This window comes from Actinomadura sp. B10D3, from assembly GCF_039871695.1.
Lineage (GTDB): Bacteria > Actinomycetota > Actinomycetes > Streptosporangiales > Streptosporangiaceae > Spirillospora > Spirillospora madurae.
In genome coordinates, this window is sequence record NZ_JBDPLY010000015.1 from 33,863 (window position 1) to 47,610 (window position 13,748).

The following is a 13,748-nucleotide window of genomic DNA, read 5'->3' on the forward strand; positions in this document are numbered from 1 at the left end:
GCCGGGGCGGCGATCACCACGTGCAGGGCAGATCGGCGCGGATGATCGTCGGCCCGCCCGCCGGGCTGTCCACGATGAGCATGCCGTCGATCGTCGCCGCGCGGTCGGCCAGTCCGGCGAGACCGCCGTCCGGCCGCGCCACCGCGCCGCCCATCCCGTTGTCGATCACCTCGACGACGACCCAGCGGTCCTCGCGGACGACGCGGACGGACGCGCGGGTCGCGCGGGCGTACTTCGCGATGTTCGCCAGCGACTCGGCCACGATGAAGTAGGCGATGCTCTCGACGGCCGCCGGCGGCCGCTCCGGCAGGTCGACGCTCACCTCGACCGGCACGGGGGCGCGCCCGGCGAGCCCGGACAGCGCCGGGTCCAGGCCGCGGTCGGTGAGGATCGCCGGGTAGATCCCGCGGGCCAGGTCGCGCAGCTCGGAGATCGCCTCCCTGGTGCCCGAGTGGGCCTGCTCGATCAGTGCCCGCGCGCCCTCGGGGTCCTCGTCGAGCTTGGCCCGGGCGCGGCCGATGTCCATCGCCACGGCCAGCAGCCGCTGCTGCGCCCCGTCGTGCAGGTCGCGCTCGATGCGGCGCCGCTCGAACTCGGCCGCGTCCACCCCGCGGGCGCGGCTGGCCTGGAGGTGCTCGGTCCGCTTGCGCAGCTCGGCGTTCTCCGCCTGCGAGGGGCTCGGGCCGAGCATCAGCGCGGCCCACGCGGCGTGCCCGATCGCCATGACGCGCGTGACGTACATGGCCGCGACGAGGAACACCAGCCCGATGAGCGAGACCGGCAGCGCCTCCACCGGGTTGCCCGCCCAGTACGAGACCCACAGGTTGACCTCGGCGCCCCCGTCGATCGCCACGATCACGGGCAGGAACAGCAGCGCGCCGGTGGCCCCCCAGACCGTCATCGACACGACGAACTCGACCAGCGTGACCGGGAACAGCAGGAGGAGGTAGAGCAGGTCCTTCCAGGTGCCAGGGTCCGCCGCCATGCCCTTCAGCCGGGTCAGCGGATTGCGGCCCTCCGGGGGCCTGCGATACGGGTTCGGGACCCGGACGCCGAACGCGGCCCGCACGAGCTGCCGCTCCAGCATCGCGCCGAACCGCCAGGCGACCATCATCAGCGCGAGCATCGGGAGCCCGACCCAGAGGATCAGCAGGCCGACCGACAGGGACAGCCCGACGACGAGGGCGATGAACCAGCCGAGCCCGAACGCCGCGCTCACTCCCAGGTACACCGCCGAGCGCCAGGTCAGGGACGACTTCGCCATCGCGACCGGATGCCACGGCCGGTTCATGACGGACGCGTCCCCACCGGCCCTGGTCGCCGTGACCCACCGCGTGGCCGCCCACCCGACGGCGGCCCCGCCCCTGCCGCCGGACTCTCTGCTCAGCTCGCCCACGTCGTCCCTCCGTACCCGTTCCAACGTACGGTCCAAGCGTGCCGGGCGGCAGGGAGGGCCGCCATGACGTCCTCCGCCGGATACGGGGTGGGGATAACCCCACCCCTTCATGGAGTCCGGCTCACGGCCCTCGCCTGGCGGCTCGGGGTGGCTGGGCCGACCCGCCGCCCGTTTCGCGGGCCGGGACGGCGACGCCCCCGTCCGGGTGGCCGGGCGGGGGCGTGCGCGTCGTTGATCAGCGGTCGTCGGAGACCGTGGTCTTCTGGACCTGGAGCAGGAACTCGGCGTTGGACTTGGTCTCCTTCATCTTCTCGATGAGGAGCTCCAGCGCCTGCTGCGTGTCGAGCGCGTGCAGCACCCGGCGCAGCTGCCAGACCACCCGCAGCTCCTCCGGAGCCATGAGGATCTCCTCCTTGCGGGTGGACGACTGGTCGACGTCCACCGCGGGGAAGATCCGCTTGTCGGCGAGGCTCCGGTTGAGCTTGAGCTCCATGTTGCCGGTGCCCTTGAACTCCTCGAAGATGACCTCGTCCATGCGGGACCCGGTCTCCACCAGCGCGGTGGCGAGGATCGTCAGCGAGCCGCCGTTCTCGATGTTGCGGGCGGCGCCGAAGAACCGCTTCGGCGGGTACAGCGCCGTCGAGTCGACACCGCCGGACAGGATCCGGCCGGACGCGGGCGCCGCCAGGTTGTAGGCCCGGCCCAGGCGGGTGATCGAGTCGAGCAGCACGACGACGTCGTGGCCCAGCTCGACGAGCCGCTTGGCGCGCTCGATCGCCAGCTCGGCGACCGTGGTGTGGTCCTCGGCGGGACGGTCGAAGGTCGAGTGGATGACCTCGCCCTTCACCGTCCGCTGCATGTCGGTGACTTCCTCCGGACGCTCGTCCACGAGGACGACCATCAGGTGGCATTCCGGGTTGTTCTTGGTGATCGCGTTGGCGATCGCCTGGAGCACCATGGTCTTGCCGGCCTTCGGCGGCGACACGATCAGGCCGCGCTGCCCCTTGCCGATCGGCGACACCAGGTCGATGATCCGGGTCGTCAGGATGCCGGGGTCGGACTCCAGGCGCAGCCGCTCCTGCGGGTACAGCGGCGTCAGCTTGGTGAAGTCGACGCGGCCCTTGGCCTGGTCGGGCTCCATCCCGTTGACGGTGTCGAGGCGGACCAGCGCGTTGAACTTCTCGCGCCGCTCGCCCTCGCGCGCCTGCCGGACGGCGCCGGTGATGACGTCGCCCTTGCGCAGCCCGTTCTTGCGGACCTGCGCGAGCGACACGTACACGTCGTTCGGGCCCGGCAGGTAGCCGGTCGTGCGGACGAACGCGTAGTTGTCGAGGATGTCGAGGATGCCCGCGACCGGGATGAGGACGTCGTCCTCGGTGATCACCGGCTCCTCGTAGCGGTCGCGGCCGCGGCCCCGGTTGCGCTCGCGGAACCGGCGCCCGCGCCGGCCCCGGCCGCCGCCGTCGTCATCGTCGTGCTGGCCGCCGCCCTGGTTCTGGCCGCGCTGCCGGCCGCCGCCGCCCTGGTCGCCGCGGTCGCCGCGGTCGCCGCGGTCGCCGCGGCCCTCGCCGCGCTCACGGCCGCCGCGCTGCCGCTGGCGTCCGCCGCCCTCGCGGCCCTCGCGCCCGTCGCGGTTGCCGTCCCGGCCGCCGTCGCGCCCGCCCTGGGATTCGCCGTCCTCGGCGTTCTGCTCGCGTCCCTGGTCGCGGCCCTGGTCCCGGCCCTGCCGGTCGCCGCGTCCCTCGGAAGCCCCCCGGTCCTGCTTCTCGCCCCGCTGCCGGCCGCCCTGCCGCTCGCCCCGGTCGGCCTTCTCCGCCTTCTCGGCGGGCTTGTCGGTCTTCTCGGCGGTCTTCTCGGCGGTCTTCTCGGCGACGCCGCCCTGCCCCTCGGACGGGCCCTGCTCGGCCGCCGGCGCCTCGCCGATGGCGACCTGGTCGTCGGACACCTCGCGCCTGGCGGCGGTGGTGCGGCTCCGCCGCGGACGCTCGGCCTTCGCCGGGGCAGCGGCTCCCTGCTCGCCCCCCGCCGAGCCCGGCTCCTGACCGCCCTGCTTCTCCTGGATGGCGGCGATGAGCTGGCTCTTGCGCATCCCGGTCGTGCCGGTGATGCCGAGGCTGGACGCGAGCGCCTTGAGCTCGGGCAGCACCATGGCCGACAGGCCGGTGCCCGAGCGGCGGCGCCGGGGGGCGGCCGGCTCCGCGCCGGACGCGGCGGCGTCGGCGGGTTCCGTGCTGGTTGCGTCCGTAAGGAGTTCGCTGGATTCGCTCACTAAGGGTCCTTCCCAGGGAGCGGGCGTTGGCCGGCGTTCGGCCAGTCGACCCGGTGGTGCGGCCCGGCGGGGGCGCCGGGACGGGCTCCGCTGATCACGATGGAACCGGGATCTGCGTGTTCTGGGCACAGCCAGATGGTGGACGGGACGTTCCGCTCGTGCGTGTCCCCGGTACCGCCACGTCCGAAGTTTCGCTGGAATGCCTGACAACGGAATGTCACGGTGTCGGGGAGCCTAGTACGCGGGACCGACACGACCGGAGGGCCGAACAGGCGACGCGCGGCTGACGAGCACGCTGCCCCGAACGGGGCATCTGGTGCGGCATTCAGCCTAACATCACCAGGGCACACTGCTATTCCCCAGAGGTCGATGTGTTCGCATTTTACCTAGCGGGATCGTGCCGGACCCTGCACCGGCCGGATCGGCGCGAATGCCCCCGCCCCCGGCGCCGCCGCCAGGACCGTACCGCAGATCAGCCGGTCATGACGCGGGCACCGCGGGTCGCGACGTCCAACGGGTGTTCGTGCCACCCTTTACCCACTTCGCGGTCCATCGAATCAACTTGTGATGCGGTTGTGAAGGCCAGGACAGTAGGCCCGGCCCCGGAAATCACCGCGGGAACGCCGGCGTCCCGCAGCCTCGTGACCAGCGCCGCGGACTCGGGCATCGCGGGGGCGCGGTAGTCCTGGTGCAGCCGGTCCTCGGTCGCGTCCAGCAGGACGCCGGCGTCCAGACCTCCGGTGAGCGCGGCGACGAGCAGCGCGGCACGTCCCGCGTTGGCGGCGGCGTCCCCGTGCGGGACGGTCTCGGGCAGCAGCCCGCGGGCCCGCTCGGTCGCCAGCCGCTGCTCGGGGACGAACGCCACGACCTTCGTGACCTGCGATTCCAGCCGGACCGACTTCGGCCCTTCCGGGGTCGTCCAGGCGACGGTCAGGCCGCCGGCCAGGCACGGCGCGACATTGTCGGGATGCCCCTCGATCTCGGTCGCGAGACGCAGCGCGGCGTCGTCGCCGAGGAGCTTCCCGGCGGGGTGCAGCGCGCGGGCCGCGACGATCCCCGCGACGATCGCGGCGGACGACGACCCGAGACCGCGGCTGTGCGGGATGCGGTTGCGGCAGCGCAGCCGCAGCCCGGCCGGGCGCGCGGGACCGGTTCCGGCCAGGTCATCGAGCACGCCGAACGTGCGGCGCAGCACCTTGACGATGAGGTGGCGCTCGCCGCGGTCGGCGACCTCGGCGCCCTCCCCGTCCACCTCGATGGTCAGGCCCCCGCCGGTCACCTCCACCTCGACGTCGTCGTACAGCGCGAGCGCGAGGCCGAGCGAGTCGAATCCGGGGCCCAGGTTGGCGCTGGTCGCGGGGGTCCGCACCAGCACCGGGCCTTCCGCCCAGCCCACCTCAGGTGAGACCGAGCTCGGACGCGGCCGAGTGCGCGTCCACCTTGATTGTGGTGGGCGCGGGCGCACCGGAGATGGCCCAGTCGGGGTCCTTGAGGCCGTTGCCCGTCACCGTGCAGACCACCGTCGCCCCGGACGTGACCACGCCCCGCTCGCTCGCCTGCAGAAGGCCGGCGACGCTCGCCGCGGAGGCGGGCTCGACGAAGACGCCCTCCTCCCTGGCCAGGAGCCGGTAGGCGGCGAGGATCTGCCGGTCGGTGACGGAGTCGATGGCGCCGCCGGACTCGTCCCGGGCGGCGATCGCCAGGTCCCAGGACGCGGGGTTGCCGATCCGGATCGCCGTGGCGATCGTCTGCGGCTTCAGGACGGGCTCGCCCTTCACGAAGGGCGCCGCCCCGCTCGCCTGGAAGCCCAGCATGCGGGGGGTGCGCGTCGCGACCTTGTCGGCGGCGTACTCCTTGTACCCCATCCAGTACGCGGAGATGTTCCCCGCGTTCCCGACGGGGAGGCAGTGGACGTCGGGGGCGTCGCCCAGCGCGTCCACGATCTCGAACGCGGCCGTCTTCTGCCCGAGCAGCCGGTACTTGTTGACCGAGTTGACCAGCGCGACCGGATAGTCGACCGACAGCTTGCGGGCCAGTTCGAGGCAGTCGTCGAAGTTCCCGTCCACCTGGAGCAGCCGGGCGCCGTGCACGAGCGCCTGCGCCAGCTTCCCCATCGCGATCTTGCCGTTGGGGACGAGGACCGCGCAGGTCATCCCGGCCCGCACCGCGTACGCGGCGGCGGACGCGGAGGTGTTGCCGGTCGAGGCGCAGATGACCGCCTTCGCGCCCTCCTCGGCGGCCTTGCTGATCGCCATCGTCATGCCGCGGTCCTTGAACGAACCGGTCGGGTTGGCGCCCTCGACCTTGAGGAACACCTCGCAGCCGGTCAGCTGGGACAGCCGGTGGGCGGGCACCAGCGGGGTACCACCCTCCAGGAGGGTGACGACCGGTGTCGCGTCCGTCACCGGTAGGCGGTCGCGGTACTCCTCGATAAGGCCACGCCACGCGCGGACGTTCGCGTTCACGTCGGTCTCCCTGTATGACCTGCGATGTTGCCCGGAGTCTATCGGGACGGCTCTTCGCCCTCGACGCGCATCACGCTCGCCACCTCGCGCACGCTGTCGAGGCCGCGGAGCCCCTCCACCGTCGCCGAGAGGGCCGCGTCGGGCGCGCGGTGGGTCACGACCACGAGCTGCGCCTCCTCGCCCAGCCCGTCCTGCCGGACGGCCTGGATGGAGACGCCGTGCCGGGCGAACTCTTCGGCGACCGTGGCGAGGACACCGGCCTCGTCGGTCACGTCCACCTGGATGTAGTAGCGCGTGACCGTCTCCCCCATGGGAAGCACCGGAAGCTTCGCGTACGTCACTTCCACAGGGCCCGGCGTACCGCCGGCCACGTTGCGGGCCACCGCGACGAGGTCTCCGAGGATCGCGGACGCCGTCGGAGCACCACCGGCGCCCGCGCCGTAGAACATCAGCGAGCCCGCGGACTCCGCCTCGACGAACACCGCGTTGTACGCCTCGCGGACGCTCGCCAGCGGGTGCGACCTGGGAATCATCGCGGGGTAGACGCGCACGGACACGCCGCGTCCGTTCCGTCCGTCCTCTGAGGGGATGCGCTCGCAGATGGCCAGAAGCTTGACGACGCAGTCCATGGCCTGGGCGCCCGCGACGTCGGCGGCGCTCACTTCCGTGATGCCCTCGCGGTGGACGTCCGCCGCCGTCACCGGCGTGTGGAAGGCGAGCTGCGCGAGGATCGCCGCCTTGGCCGCGGCGTCGAAACCCTCCACATCGGCGGTCGGGTCGGCCTCCGCGTAGCCGAGCGCCTGCGCCTCCTCCAGCGCGTCGTTGAAACCGGCGCCGTGCGTGTCCATCTGGTCGAGGATGTAGTTCGTGGTGCCGTTCACGATGCCGAGCACCCGGTGCACATGGTCGCCGACCAGGGATTCCCTGAGCGGCCTCAGCAACGGGATCGCTCCAGCCACCGACGCCTCGTAGTACAGGTCGGCGCCGTACTCCCTGGCGGCGGCGAACAGCGTCGCGCCGTCCTCGGCCAGCAGCGCCTTGTTCGCGGTGATGACCGACTTGCCGGACTTCATCGCTTCGAGCATCAACGTCCTGGCCGGCTCGATCCCGCCGATGACCTCGATGACGATGTCGACGTCGTCCCTGGTCACCAGCGTCTGCGCGTCCGTCGTCAGCAGGTCCCGGTCGATGCCCGCGCGCACCCGGTCCGGCCGGCGCACCGCGATCCCGGCCAGCTCCAGCGGCGCCCCGACACGCGCGGCCAGGTCGTCGGCCTGCTCGTTCAGCAGCCGGACGACCTCCGTGCCGACCACGCCGCATCCGAGCAGCGCCACGCGCAGTCCGGGTTTCACGCTTCGACCTCCGCATCGAGCCGCAGCAGGTCCTCCGCGCTCTCCCGGCGGACGATCACGCGCGACCTGCCGTCCCTCACCGCCACCACGGCCGGCCTCGGGACATGGTTGTAGTTGCTGGCCATCGACCGGCAGTACGCCCCGGTCGCCGCGACGGCCACCAGGTCACCCGCCGAAAGATCTTCGGGGAACCACAGGTCTCGCACCACGATGTCGCCGCTCTCGCAGTGCTTGCCGACAAGCCTACTGAGCATGGGCGATGCGTCGGACGACCGGCTCGCCAGCACCCCGGTGTACTCCGCGCCGTACAACGCGGTGCGGAGGTTGTCGCTCATCCCCCCGTCGACCGACACGTAGGTGCGCAGGCCCTCGACGTCCTTCACCGTCCCGACCTCGTACAGCGTGACACCGCCGGGCCCGATGATCGCCCGCCCCGGCTCCACCGTCAGCCGCGGCATGGCCAGCTCGTACGCCTTGCACTCGCGGGCGACGATGTCCCGCAGCCCGTCCGCGATCGACTTCGGGTCGTGCGGCTCCTCCCCCGGCACGTAGGCGATGCCGTAGCCGCCGCCGAGGTCCAGCTCGGGAAGCTCGATGCCGTGCTCGTCCCGGATCGCGACCAGCAGCTCGGCCAGCCGGTGCGCGGCCACCTCGAACCCGTCCACGTCGAAGATCTGCGACCCGATATGGCTGTGCAGCCCGACCAGCCGCAGCTGCTTCAACTCCAGAACCCGCCGGACGGCCTCCAGCGCGGCCCCGGAACTCCTGGAGAACCCGAACTTCTGGTCGTCATGGGCGGTCGCGATGAACTCATGGGTGTGCGCCTCGACCCCCGTGGTCACGCGCACCATCACCTTGGCCGTCGCACCCATCTCCTGGGCCAGGTAGCCGACCCGCGCTATCTCCTCGAACGAATCGAGCACGATCCGTCCGACACCCACCTCAAGAGCCTTCTCAATCTCCCAGGACGCCTTGTTGCTCCCATGCAGAGTGATGCGCTCGGTGGGGAAGCCCGCCGCCAGGGCCACCGCGAGCTCACCCCCGCTGCACACGTCCAGCCCGAGGCCCTCTTCCTTGAGCCACCTCGCGACGGCCGTACAGAGAAAGGCCTTCCCCGCGTAGTGGACGTCCCCGTCATGGAACGCCGCCGCATACTCCCTGGCGCGGCTCCGCACGTCCTCCTCGTCATAGACGTAGAGGGGCGTCCCGTACTCCTTCGCCAGCTCCCGCACATCGACCCCGCCGACGGTGAGCACGCCGTCGTCCCGCTTGGCGCTCCGCGGCCACACGGTCGGCTCCAGCGCGTTCAGATCGTCCGCCGGCCCGGCCGGATGGTCCTCGGGCAGGACGTCGGCGTGCCGCGGCCCGGCAGGATGTACTCGACTCATATCCGCTCTCTAGGGGTCTCACCGATCATGTTCAGCCCGTTGCCGAGAACGATCTCGACGGCCTCCGCCAGGGCGACCCGCCCCGCGTGCACGGCCCCGGGCTCCTCGTCACCCACGGGCAACGCGGAACAACGCTCATGCGCCTCGTGGTACGCCAGCGCCACTTTCTCCAAACAGAACATCAGCGGCCGGGCATCCCGTTCCCGCTCCGCCTGCTCTGCCCGTCCCGGCACGTCCCCCAGCGCCCCCACGACCTCCGCCTCGACCGGCCCGGCCTCCAGCCGCCCGGCCTCAAGACCGAGGCTCCCGGCCCACCGCCCCACCCAGCGGGCCCGCGCATAGGCATAACGCACCGAGAACCCGGGATTATCGAACGTCCGGGGCCACTCATTCCACGTCCCCCGCGGCACCCGCGCCATCCCGTAACCGGGATCACACCGGATCCCGTCCACCAGATCCCCGGGAGCCACCTCGACCCGCACGAACCCGGGCCCGATGACGGCACCCCCGGCCCGCCGCGCGATCACCCGCGGATCGACGCCCAACCGGAGCGCCACAGGACTCTCGAAGACCCCGCCGCCCCGGCTGAAGACAACGACCCCACCAGGCACATCGACATCGAGCTCACCCTCCGCCACGGCGTCCCGCACCGCGCGCACAAGGGCCTCGCCCACACCCGCTGGAGTCACCCTGGCGAGACTAGCCGACCACTATCTGGACACCGCCGCGAGCTTCCGCACCGTCTGGATCAGCTGGTTCGGGTCGAACGGCTTGGTCACGTAGGCGTCCACACCGATCTCGTTCCCCCGCCGCACGTCATGCTCCTGCGCCCGCGCCGTGATCATCACGACCCGGATGTGCGCCGTCCCGGGGTCCTCCCGCAGCCGGACCGCCGTCACCCACCCGTCCAGCCGCGGCATCATCACGTCCAACGTGATCACGTCCGGCCGGACCTCGCCCACCCTCTCCAGGCAGTCCTGACCGTCCACCGCGGTCGACACCTCGAACCCCTCCAGTTGCAGGTTCACGGCGATGAGCTGGCGGATCACCTCGTCATCATCGACGACCAGCACGCGTCCCAGTGGCTCGGTCACGGCCTCGAAGTTAGCCCACTCCACCCCCCTGACGCACGGCGAACCTCCCCGTGCGCGTCACCCCGCCAACCCTGGTAACCTCGTACCGCGTCGCGCCCCCTTAGCTCAGGGGATAGAGCAACGGCCTCCGGAGCCGTGTGCGCAGGTTCGAATCCTGCAGGGGGCACCCCGAAATGATCAGCCGGTTTCCGCGCTTGACCTGCGGAAACCGGCTCCTCTCGTTCATGGCCCATGTGACATCAGATGCCACCACTGGACGCCGCATGCCACGGCGCGCGTTCGGCGTCCCGACCGAAAGCGTGAGCTTGCCTTCGCCGTTCTCACCGAAGAAGGCGTGACGGATGGCTGCCTGGCCTGGTCGTTCCGGTACAGCGTCCCAGCATGTCGAGGAGACGCTCAAGCAAGGGGCGGACGAGGCTCTCTGCTCTGCCCTGGAGAGCGTCCTGTACCGCTTCCTCGTAGCCGGGACGGCCGTAGGCGATGGCCCCGCAGCCGCCACTGGCGCAGCAGGGCCTGGACCTGTTCGAAGCGCGCCGGGTCGTGCGCGGCATCGAGCGCTTCGTCGTACTCGGCCCGGAACTGCTCTCGGTGCGCCGGCGGGAGCGCATCGAAGATCGCGGCCTGGTCCTCGCCGGGATCGCGCGGCGCGGTCGGTTCCTCGGGCTGAGCGGTCATGGTGGCCGTGAGCCGCACGCCGCACGGAGAGCCCGCCGGCGTCTCGCGGAAGTGCAGACCTCCACGAGACGCCGTACACGGTCAAGGCTCAGAGGGTGGGTGGGCGCCCCGCCGGGGGGCCTCCGTACGGTGAGCCACCCGGCCCGTGGGGCGGTGGGCCTCCCGGCGGGGGACCACCGGGACCACCCGGGCCGTACGGCGGCGGTACGGGGCCGCCGAACGGCGCTCCGCCGGCGGGAACTGCCCTCGGTTTGCGGCGGCGCAGCAGCAGGAGGCCGCCCGTCAGCATGACCGCGCCGAGCCCGAGGCCGATGGCGAAGGCCACGATGTCCGTGGTGTGCTTCTCTGCGGCGAGTTGCTTCGGAGTGCCGTCAGGCGTGCCGAGCGTCTTCTTTCCCCGGTACTTGGGCGCGGCGTTGAACGCCTTTGGCGGGTTGGCCGCGGCCTGCACCGCCCTGGCGGCGTTGATCCGCCCGAACCCGAACATGGGGTCCCAACCGCCCGGAGGGTGAGTGGCCGTGCCGGTGAGGATGGCGCGTACCTGGTCGGGAGCGAGCTTCGGGTTGCGTCCCTTGACCAGGGCGGAGACACCGGAGGCCACCGCGGTCGCCTGGGACGTGCCGTTGCCGTAGTCGTAGCCGCCGTTGACCTGGGCCTCCCAGATCCCCCGTCCCGGGGAGGAGATCTGGTTGTAGGTGTGCACGGTCGAGAACGGGGCGCGCTCGCCGTTCGGTCCGTGGGCCGCGACCGCGATGACGCCGGGGTATCCGGCCGGCCAGGAGGCGCCGTTGGCGTCGATGTTGCTGCGTTGATCGGTCCGGCCGCCGTTCCCGGCGCCGGCGAGCACGGGGATCCCCTTGCCGATGGCGTAGGTGATGGCCTCGGCCTCGGCATCGTCAGCGTGGTTGGACAGGACGTCGTCATCTCCCAGGGACATCGAGATGACGTCGGCGCCGTGATCGGCTGCGTACCGGATCGCCTTGGCAATGGGTGACAACCCCGCGTCACCGCCCCGCTGCTGGTTCTTCTTCCCCTGCTCCTCGATGAGCTTCTCCCAGTTCTTGAACCCCGGGTCCTCGGTCTCGAGGATCGCCCTGAGAGAGAGGACACGCGCCTTCGGGGCGACGCGGAGCACGCTGTCGGCCATGGCCGTGCCGTGGTGGCCCCAGTGCTGGCCGCCGCGCTTGGCGCCGAAGCCGACGAAGTCGGGGCCCTGGATGACCTTGCCCTTCAGGGCGGGGTGGGAGTCTTCGACGCCGGTGTCGAGCACGGCGACGGTCACTCCCTCACCCTGGCTGACCGCGTGGGCCGCGGGGAGACCGAGCGCGTTCTTCTCCCAACCGCGGATGTCGGCTTGGGCCGGTGCGGCGAGGGCGGTGGCCAGTGCCCCTCCGAGCACGGAGACGATGAGGATCGGCACGATCCGGCTGAAAGCGGTCACGATGCCTCACCCTCGGAGAGTCGGCCGAGCCAATCCGCGTACGACTTGGTCAGCGCCTCGGCCCCATAGGTGAACGTCGCACGGTCGCCGCGCCCGGCCGAGACGTCGCTTGTCCCGTTCCAAGGCGCGGGCAGTCGGCCCGCTCGCCGGCCGTCGGTGGCCCCGGCCGTGGCTGCGACGGCGTACTCGGACGCGGTCGTGGCGTAGGTTCCGTTGCGCGCCTCGTCAGTCCACTTCGCGGCGGGCGTGCCGGGCACGGTGAAGGCGCGTACGCCGAAGTCGGGTTGGTCGATGTCGTCCCCCTTGTCCTGTATCCGGTCGCCGAGCCTGTTCGCCGGGGTGAAGCCGTCGCCGTCCTCGGTATGGTCCTTGACCACGATCAGCGCGATCGTCGCCACATGCGAGCCGGTGGCCTCAACGTAGGTGGCGCGCAGCACCGCCTCGCAGCCATACCTGGTGGCCGCCTTGAGGGCGTCGCCGTCGAGGCCTTTCTCGCAGGACGTGTCCTGGGAGATGCCCGCCCGTACCCACTTCGCGTTCGACGGGTTGCCCCCCTCTCCGGACTCGACGCTGCCGTTCAGCTTGTCCGGGAAGAGTTCGTCGGCGGGCTCATTGCGCCACATGGTCGCCTCGTAGGCGGGGTTGCGGACCTGCGCGTCGTCGAGGAAGACGTACCAGCCGAACGCGAAGGTCAGCAGCAGCCCGCCGACAGCGCACACGATGAATGAGATGCCGAAGAACGTGCGCACCTTGCCGCGTCTGGGGGGTGCGGAAGGGGGCTGTGCCCCCTGATATGGCGGGGATGACATGGGGCTCCTGGAGATCACGAACTGGGCGGCTGCATGAGACGGTCCGGCCGTGCCACGGTTCCGGCAACTCCATGCGGTCCGGGCCGGCAGTGCTAAGTCCCTAAGGTTCGGCACAGGGGGACGGCGCGCGTGCCCCGCGCCCTCGGGCGCTGGGTCATCCAAGGCTCGCAGGTCAGGCGGGTATTGATCACGGGACGATAGCTGATTCGCGGCATCGGGTTCAATACGGTCGGCAGGCGGTCAGCCCTTCGACGCGGAGCCGTCACCGCAGGTTTCTTACGTCCGTGCGTCGCGACGCCTCCGCCCGGCCGCAGACTGGCGGCGGTCATCTGGGCGCGACGGCGTCTGGATGTTCAGTCTCCGAGGGTGCCCAGTCCGAAGAAGAGCCCGGCCATGCCCGGAAGCGTCAACGGAATCACCGCCAGCGCGGCCAGCCAGCGCGGAACAACTTGAGCGGTCCGGCTGGTCAACAGGTTGAGCATGCGCAGCCACGCCAGACAACCGGCGAGCAAGCCCAGGCCACCGAAGGCGAACCAACCTGCCGCGATCAGGCGTTCAGAGCGAGACGGTAGCCATCCCCGGTCACCGTTCACAACACCCCGGAGAGAGGCGAATCTTGCGGTAGAAGTGTGCGGCCCCCCGATGCTGAGGGTGGGGGCGGCTACTCCGCGCGCACAGCCTCGCGGACGGGGAGCGTGTCCACGCGGCAGCGCCAAGCGTTATTGAGCGGGGTGGAAGTAGACGGTCAGGCTCACCCACGGGCCGTCAGCGGTGATCTCCTGGTGCATGATCAGGTCCTGAACCTCCACCGGTCCTAGTTCCTCGATCGAGTCAGCGACCCGTCGCAAGAGAGCCGGTA

General features: G+C 71.3%; 11 protein-coding genes and 1 tRNA gene. 1 reads left to right on the forward strand and 11 read right to left on the reverse strand.

The window, feature by feature from the left end; all coding sequences use genetic code 11:
- Window positions 1-13 precede the first annotated feature (13 nt).
- The 8 genes from ABGB11_RS22505 to ABGB11_RS22540 all read right to left on the reverse strand — a co-directional run bounded on the left by ABGB11_RS22505 (window position 14) and on the right by ABGB11_RS22540 (window position 9,943).
- Window positions 14-1,396 (reverse strand): sensor domain-containing protein, encoded by a 1,383-nt coding sequence (locus tag ABGB11_RS22505; RefSeq protein WP_347635810.1) that lies wholly within the window; start codon window positions 1,394-1,396, stop codon window positions 14-16.
- Between the two features lie 235 nt (window positions 1,397-1,631).
- Window positions 1,632-3,665 (reverse strand): transcription termination factor Rho, encoded by a 2,034-nt coding sequence (rho, locus tag ABGB11_RS22510; RefSeq protein ID WP_347635811.1) that lies wholly within the window; start codon window positions 3,663-3,665, stop codon window positions 1,632-1,634.
- Between the two features lie 472 nt (window positions 3,666-4,137).
- Window positions 4,138-5,040 carry a homoserine kinase gene (thrB, locus tag ABGB11_RS22515; RefSeq protein ID WP_347635813.1) on the reverse strand — a complete coding sequence of 301 codons (903 nt, stop codon included), beginning with the start codon at window positions 5,038-5,040 and terminating at the stop codon, window positions 4,138-4,140.
- Between the two features lie 22 nt (window positions 5,041-5,062).
- Window positions 5,063-6,130, reverse strand: a complete 1,068-nt coding sequence (gene thrC / locus ABGB11_RS22520; RefSeq protein ID WP_347635814.1) for a threonine synthase — start codon at window positions 6,128-6,130, stop codon at window positions 5,063-5,065.
- A gap of 38 nt (window positions 6,131-6,168) precedes the next feature.
- On the reverse strand, window positions 6,169-7,482 hold the full coding sequence (locus ABGB11_RS22525) for a homoserine dehydrogenase (protein WP_347635815.1): 1,314 nt from the start codon (window positions 7,480-7,482) through the stop codon (window positions 6,169-6,171).
- Window positions 7,479-8,870 carry a diaminopimelate decarboxylase gene (gene lysA / locus ABGB11_RS22530; protein WP_347635817.1) on the reverse strand — a complete coding sequence of 464 codons (1,392 nt, stop codon included), beginning with the start codon at window positions 8,868-8,870 and terminating at the stop codon, window positions 7,479-7,481. The genes ABGB11_RS22525 and lysA overlap by 4 nt, the downstream gene beginning before the upstream one ends.
- Window positions 8,867-9,427 carry a DALR anticodon-binding domain-containing protein gene (locus tag ABGB11_RS22535; protein WP_347635818.1) on the reverse strand — a complete coding sequence of 187 codons (561 nt, stop codon included), beginning with the start codon at window positions 9,425-9,427 and terminating at the stop codon, window positions 8,867-8,869. The genes lysA and ABGB11_RS22535 overlap by 4 nt, the downstream gene beginning before the upstream one ends.
- Before the next feature lie 153 nt (window positions 9,428-9,580).
- On the reverse strand, window positions 9,581-9,943 hold the full coding sequence (locus tag ABGB11_RS22540) for a response regulator (RefSeq protein ID WP_347635990.1): 363 nt from the start codon (window positions 9,941-9,943) through the stop codon (window positions 9,581-9,583).
- 115 nt (window positions 9,944-10,058) lie between these two features.
- Here ABGB11_RS22540 and ABGB11_RS22545 point away from each other — a divergent pair.
- Window positions 10,059-10,130, forward strand: a tRNA-Arg gene (locus ABGB11_RS22545).
- Window positions 10,131-10,727: 597 nt separating this feature from the next.
- Here the strand turns inward: ABGB11_RS22545 and ABGB11_RS22550 are convergent.
- The 3 genes from ABGB11_RS22550 to ABGB11_RS22560 all read right to left on the reverse strand — a co-directional run bounded on the left by ABGB11_RS22550 (window position 10,728) and on the right by ABGB11_RS22560 (window position 13,482).
- Window positions 10,728-12,080, reverse strand: a complete 1,353-nt coding sequence (locus ABGB11_RS22550) for a S8 family serine peptidase (protein WP_347635819.1) — start codon at window positions 12,078-12,080, stop codon at window positions 10,728-10,730.
- Window positions 12,077-12,829 carry a hypothetical protein gene (locus tag ABGB11_RS22555; protein WP_347635821.1) on the reverse strand — a complete coding sequence of 251 codons (753 nt, stop codon included), beginning with the start codon at window positions 12,827-12,829 and terminating at the stop codon, window positions 12,077-12,079. The genes ABGB11_RS22550 and ABGB11_RS22555 overlap by 4 nt, the downstream gene beginning before the upstream one ends.
- Before the next feature lie 413 nt (window positions 12,830-13,242).
- Window positions 13,243-13,482 (reverse strand): hypothetical protein, encoded by a 240-nt coding sequence (locus ABGB11_RS22560; protein WP_347635822.1) that lies wholly within the window; start codon window positions 13,480-13,482, stop codon window positions 13,243-13,245.
- Between the last annotated feature and the right edge of the window lie 266 nt (window positions 13,483-13,748).

Excerpts from the sequence above, each read along its gene's own strand:
- lysA (WP_347635817.1), bottom strand. The coding sequence starts at position 8,870 with ATGAGTCGAGTACATCCTGCCGGGCCGCGGCACGCCGACGTCCTGCCC.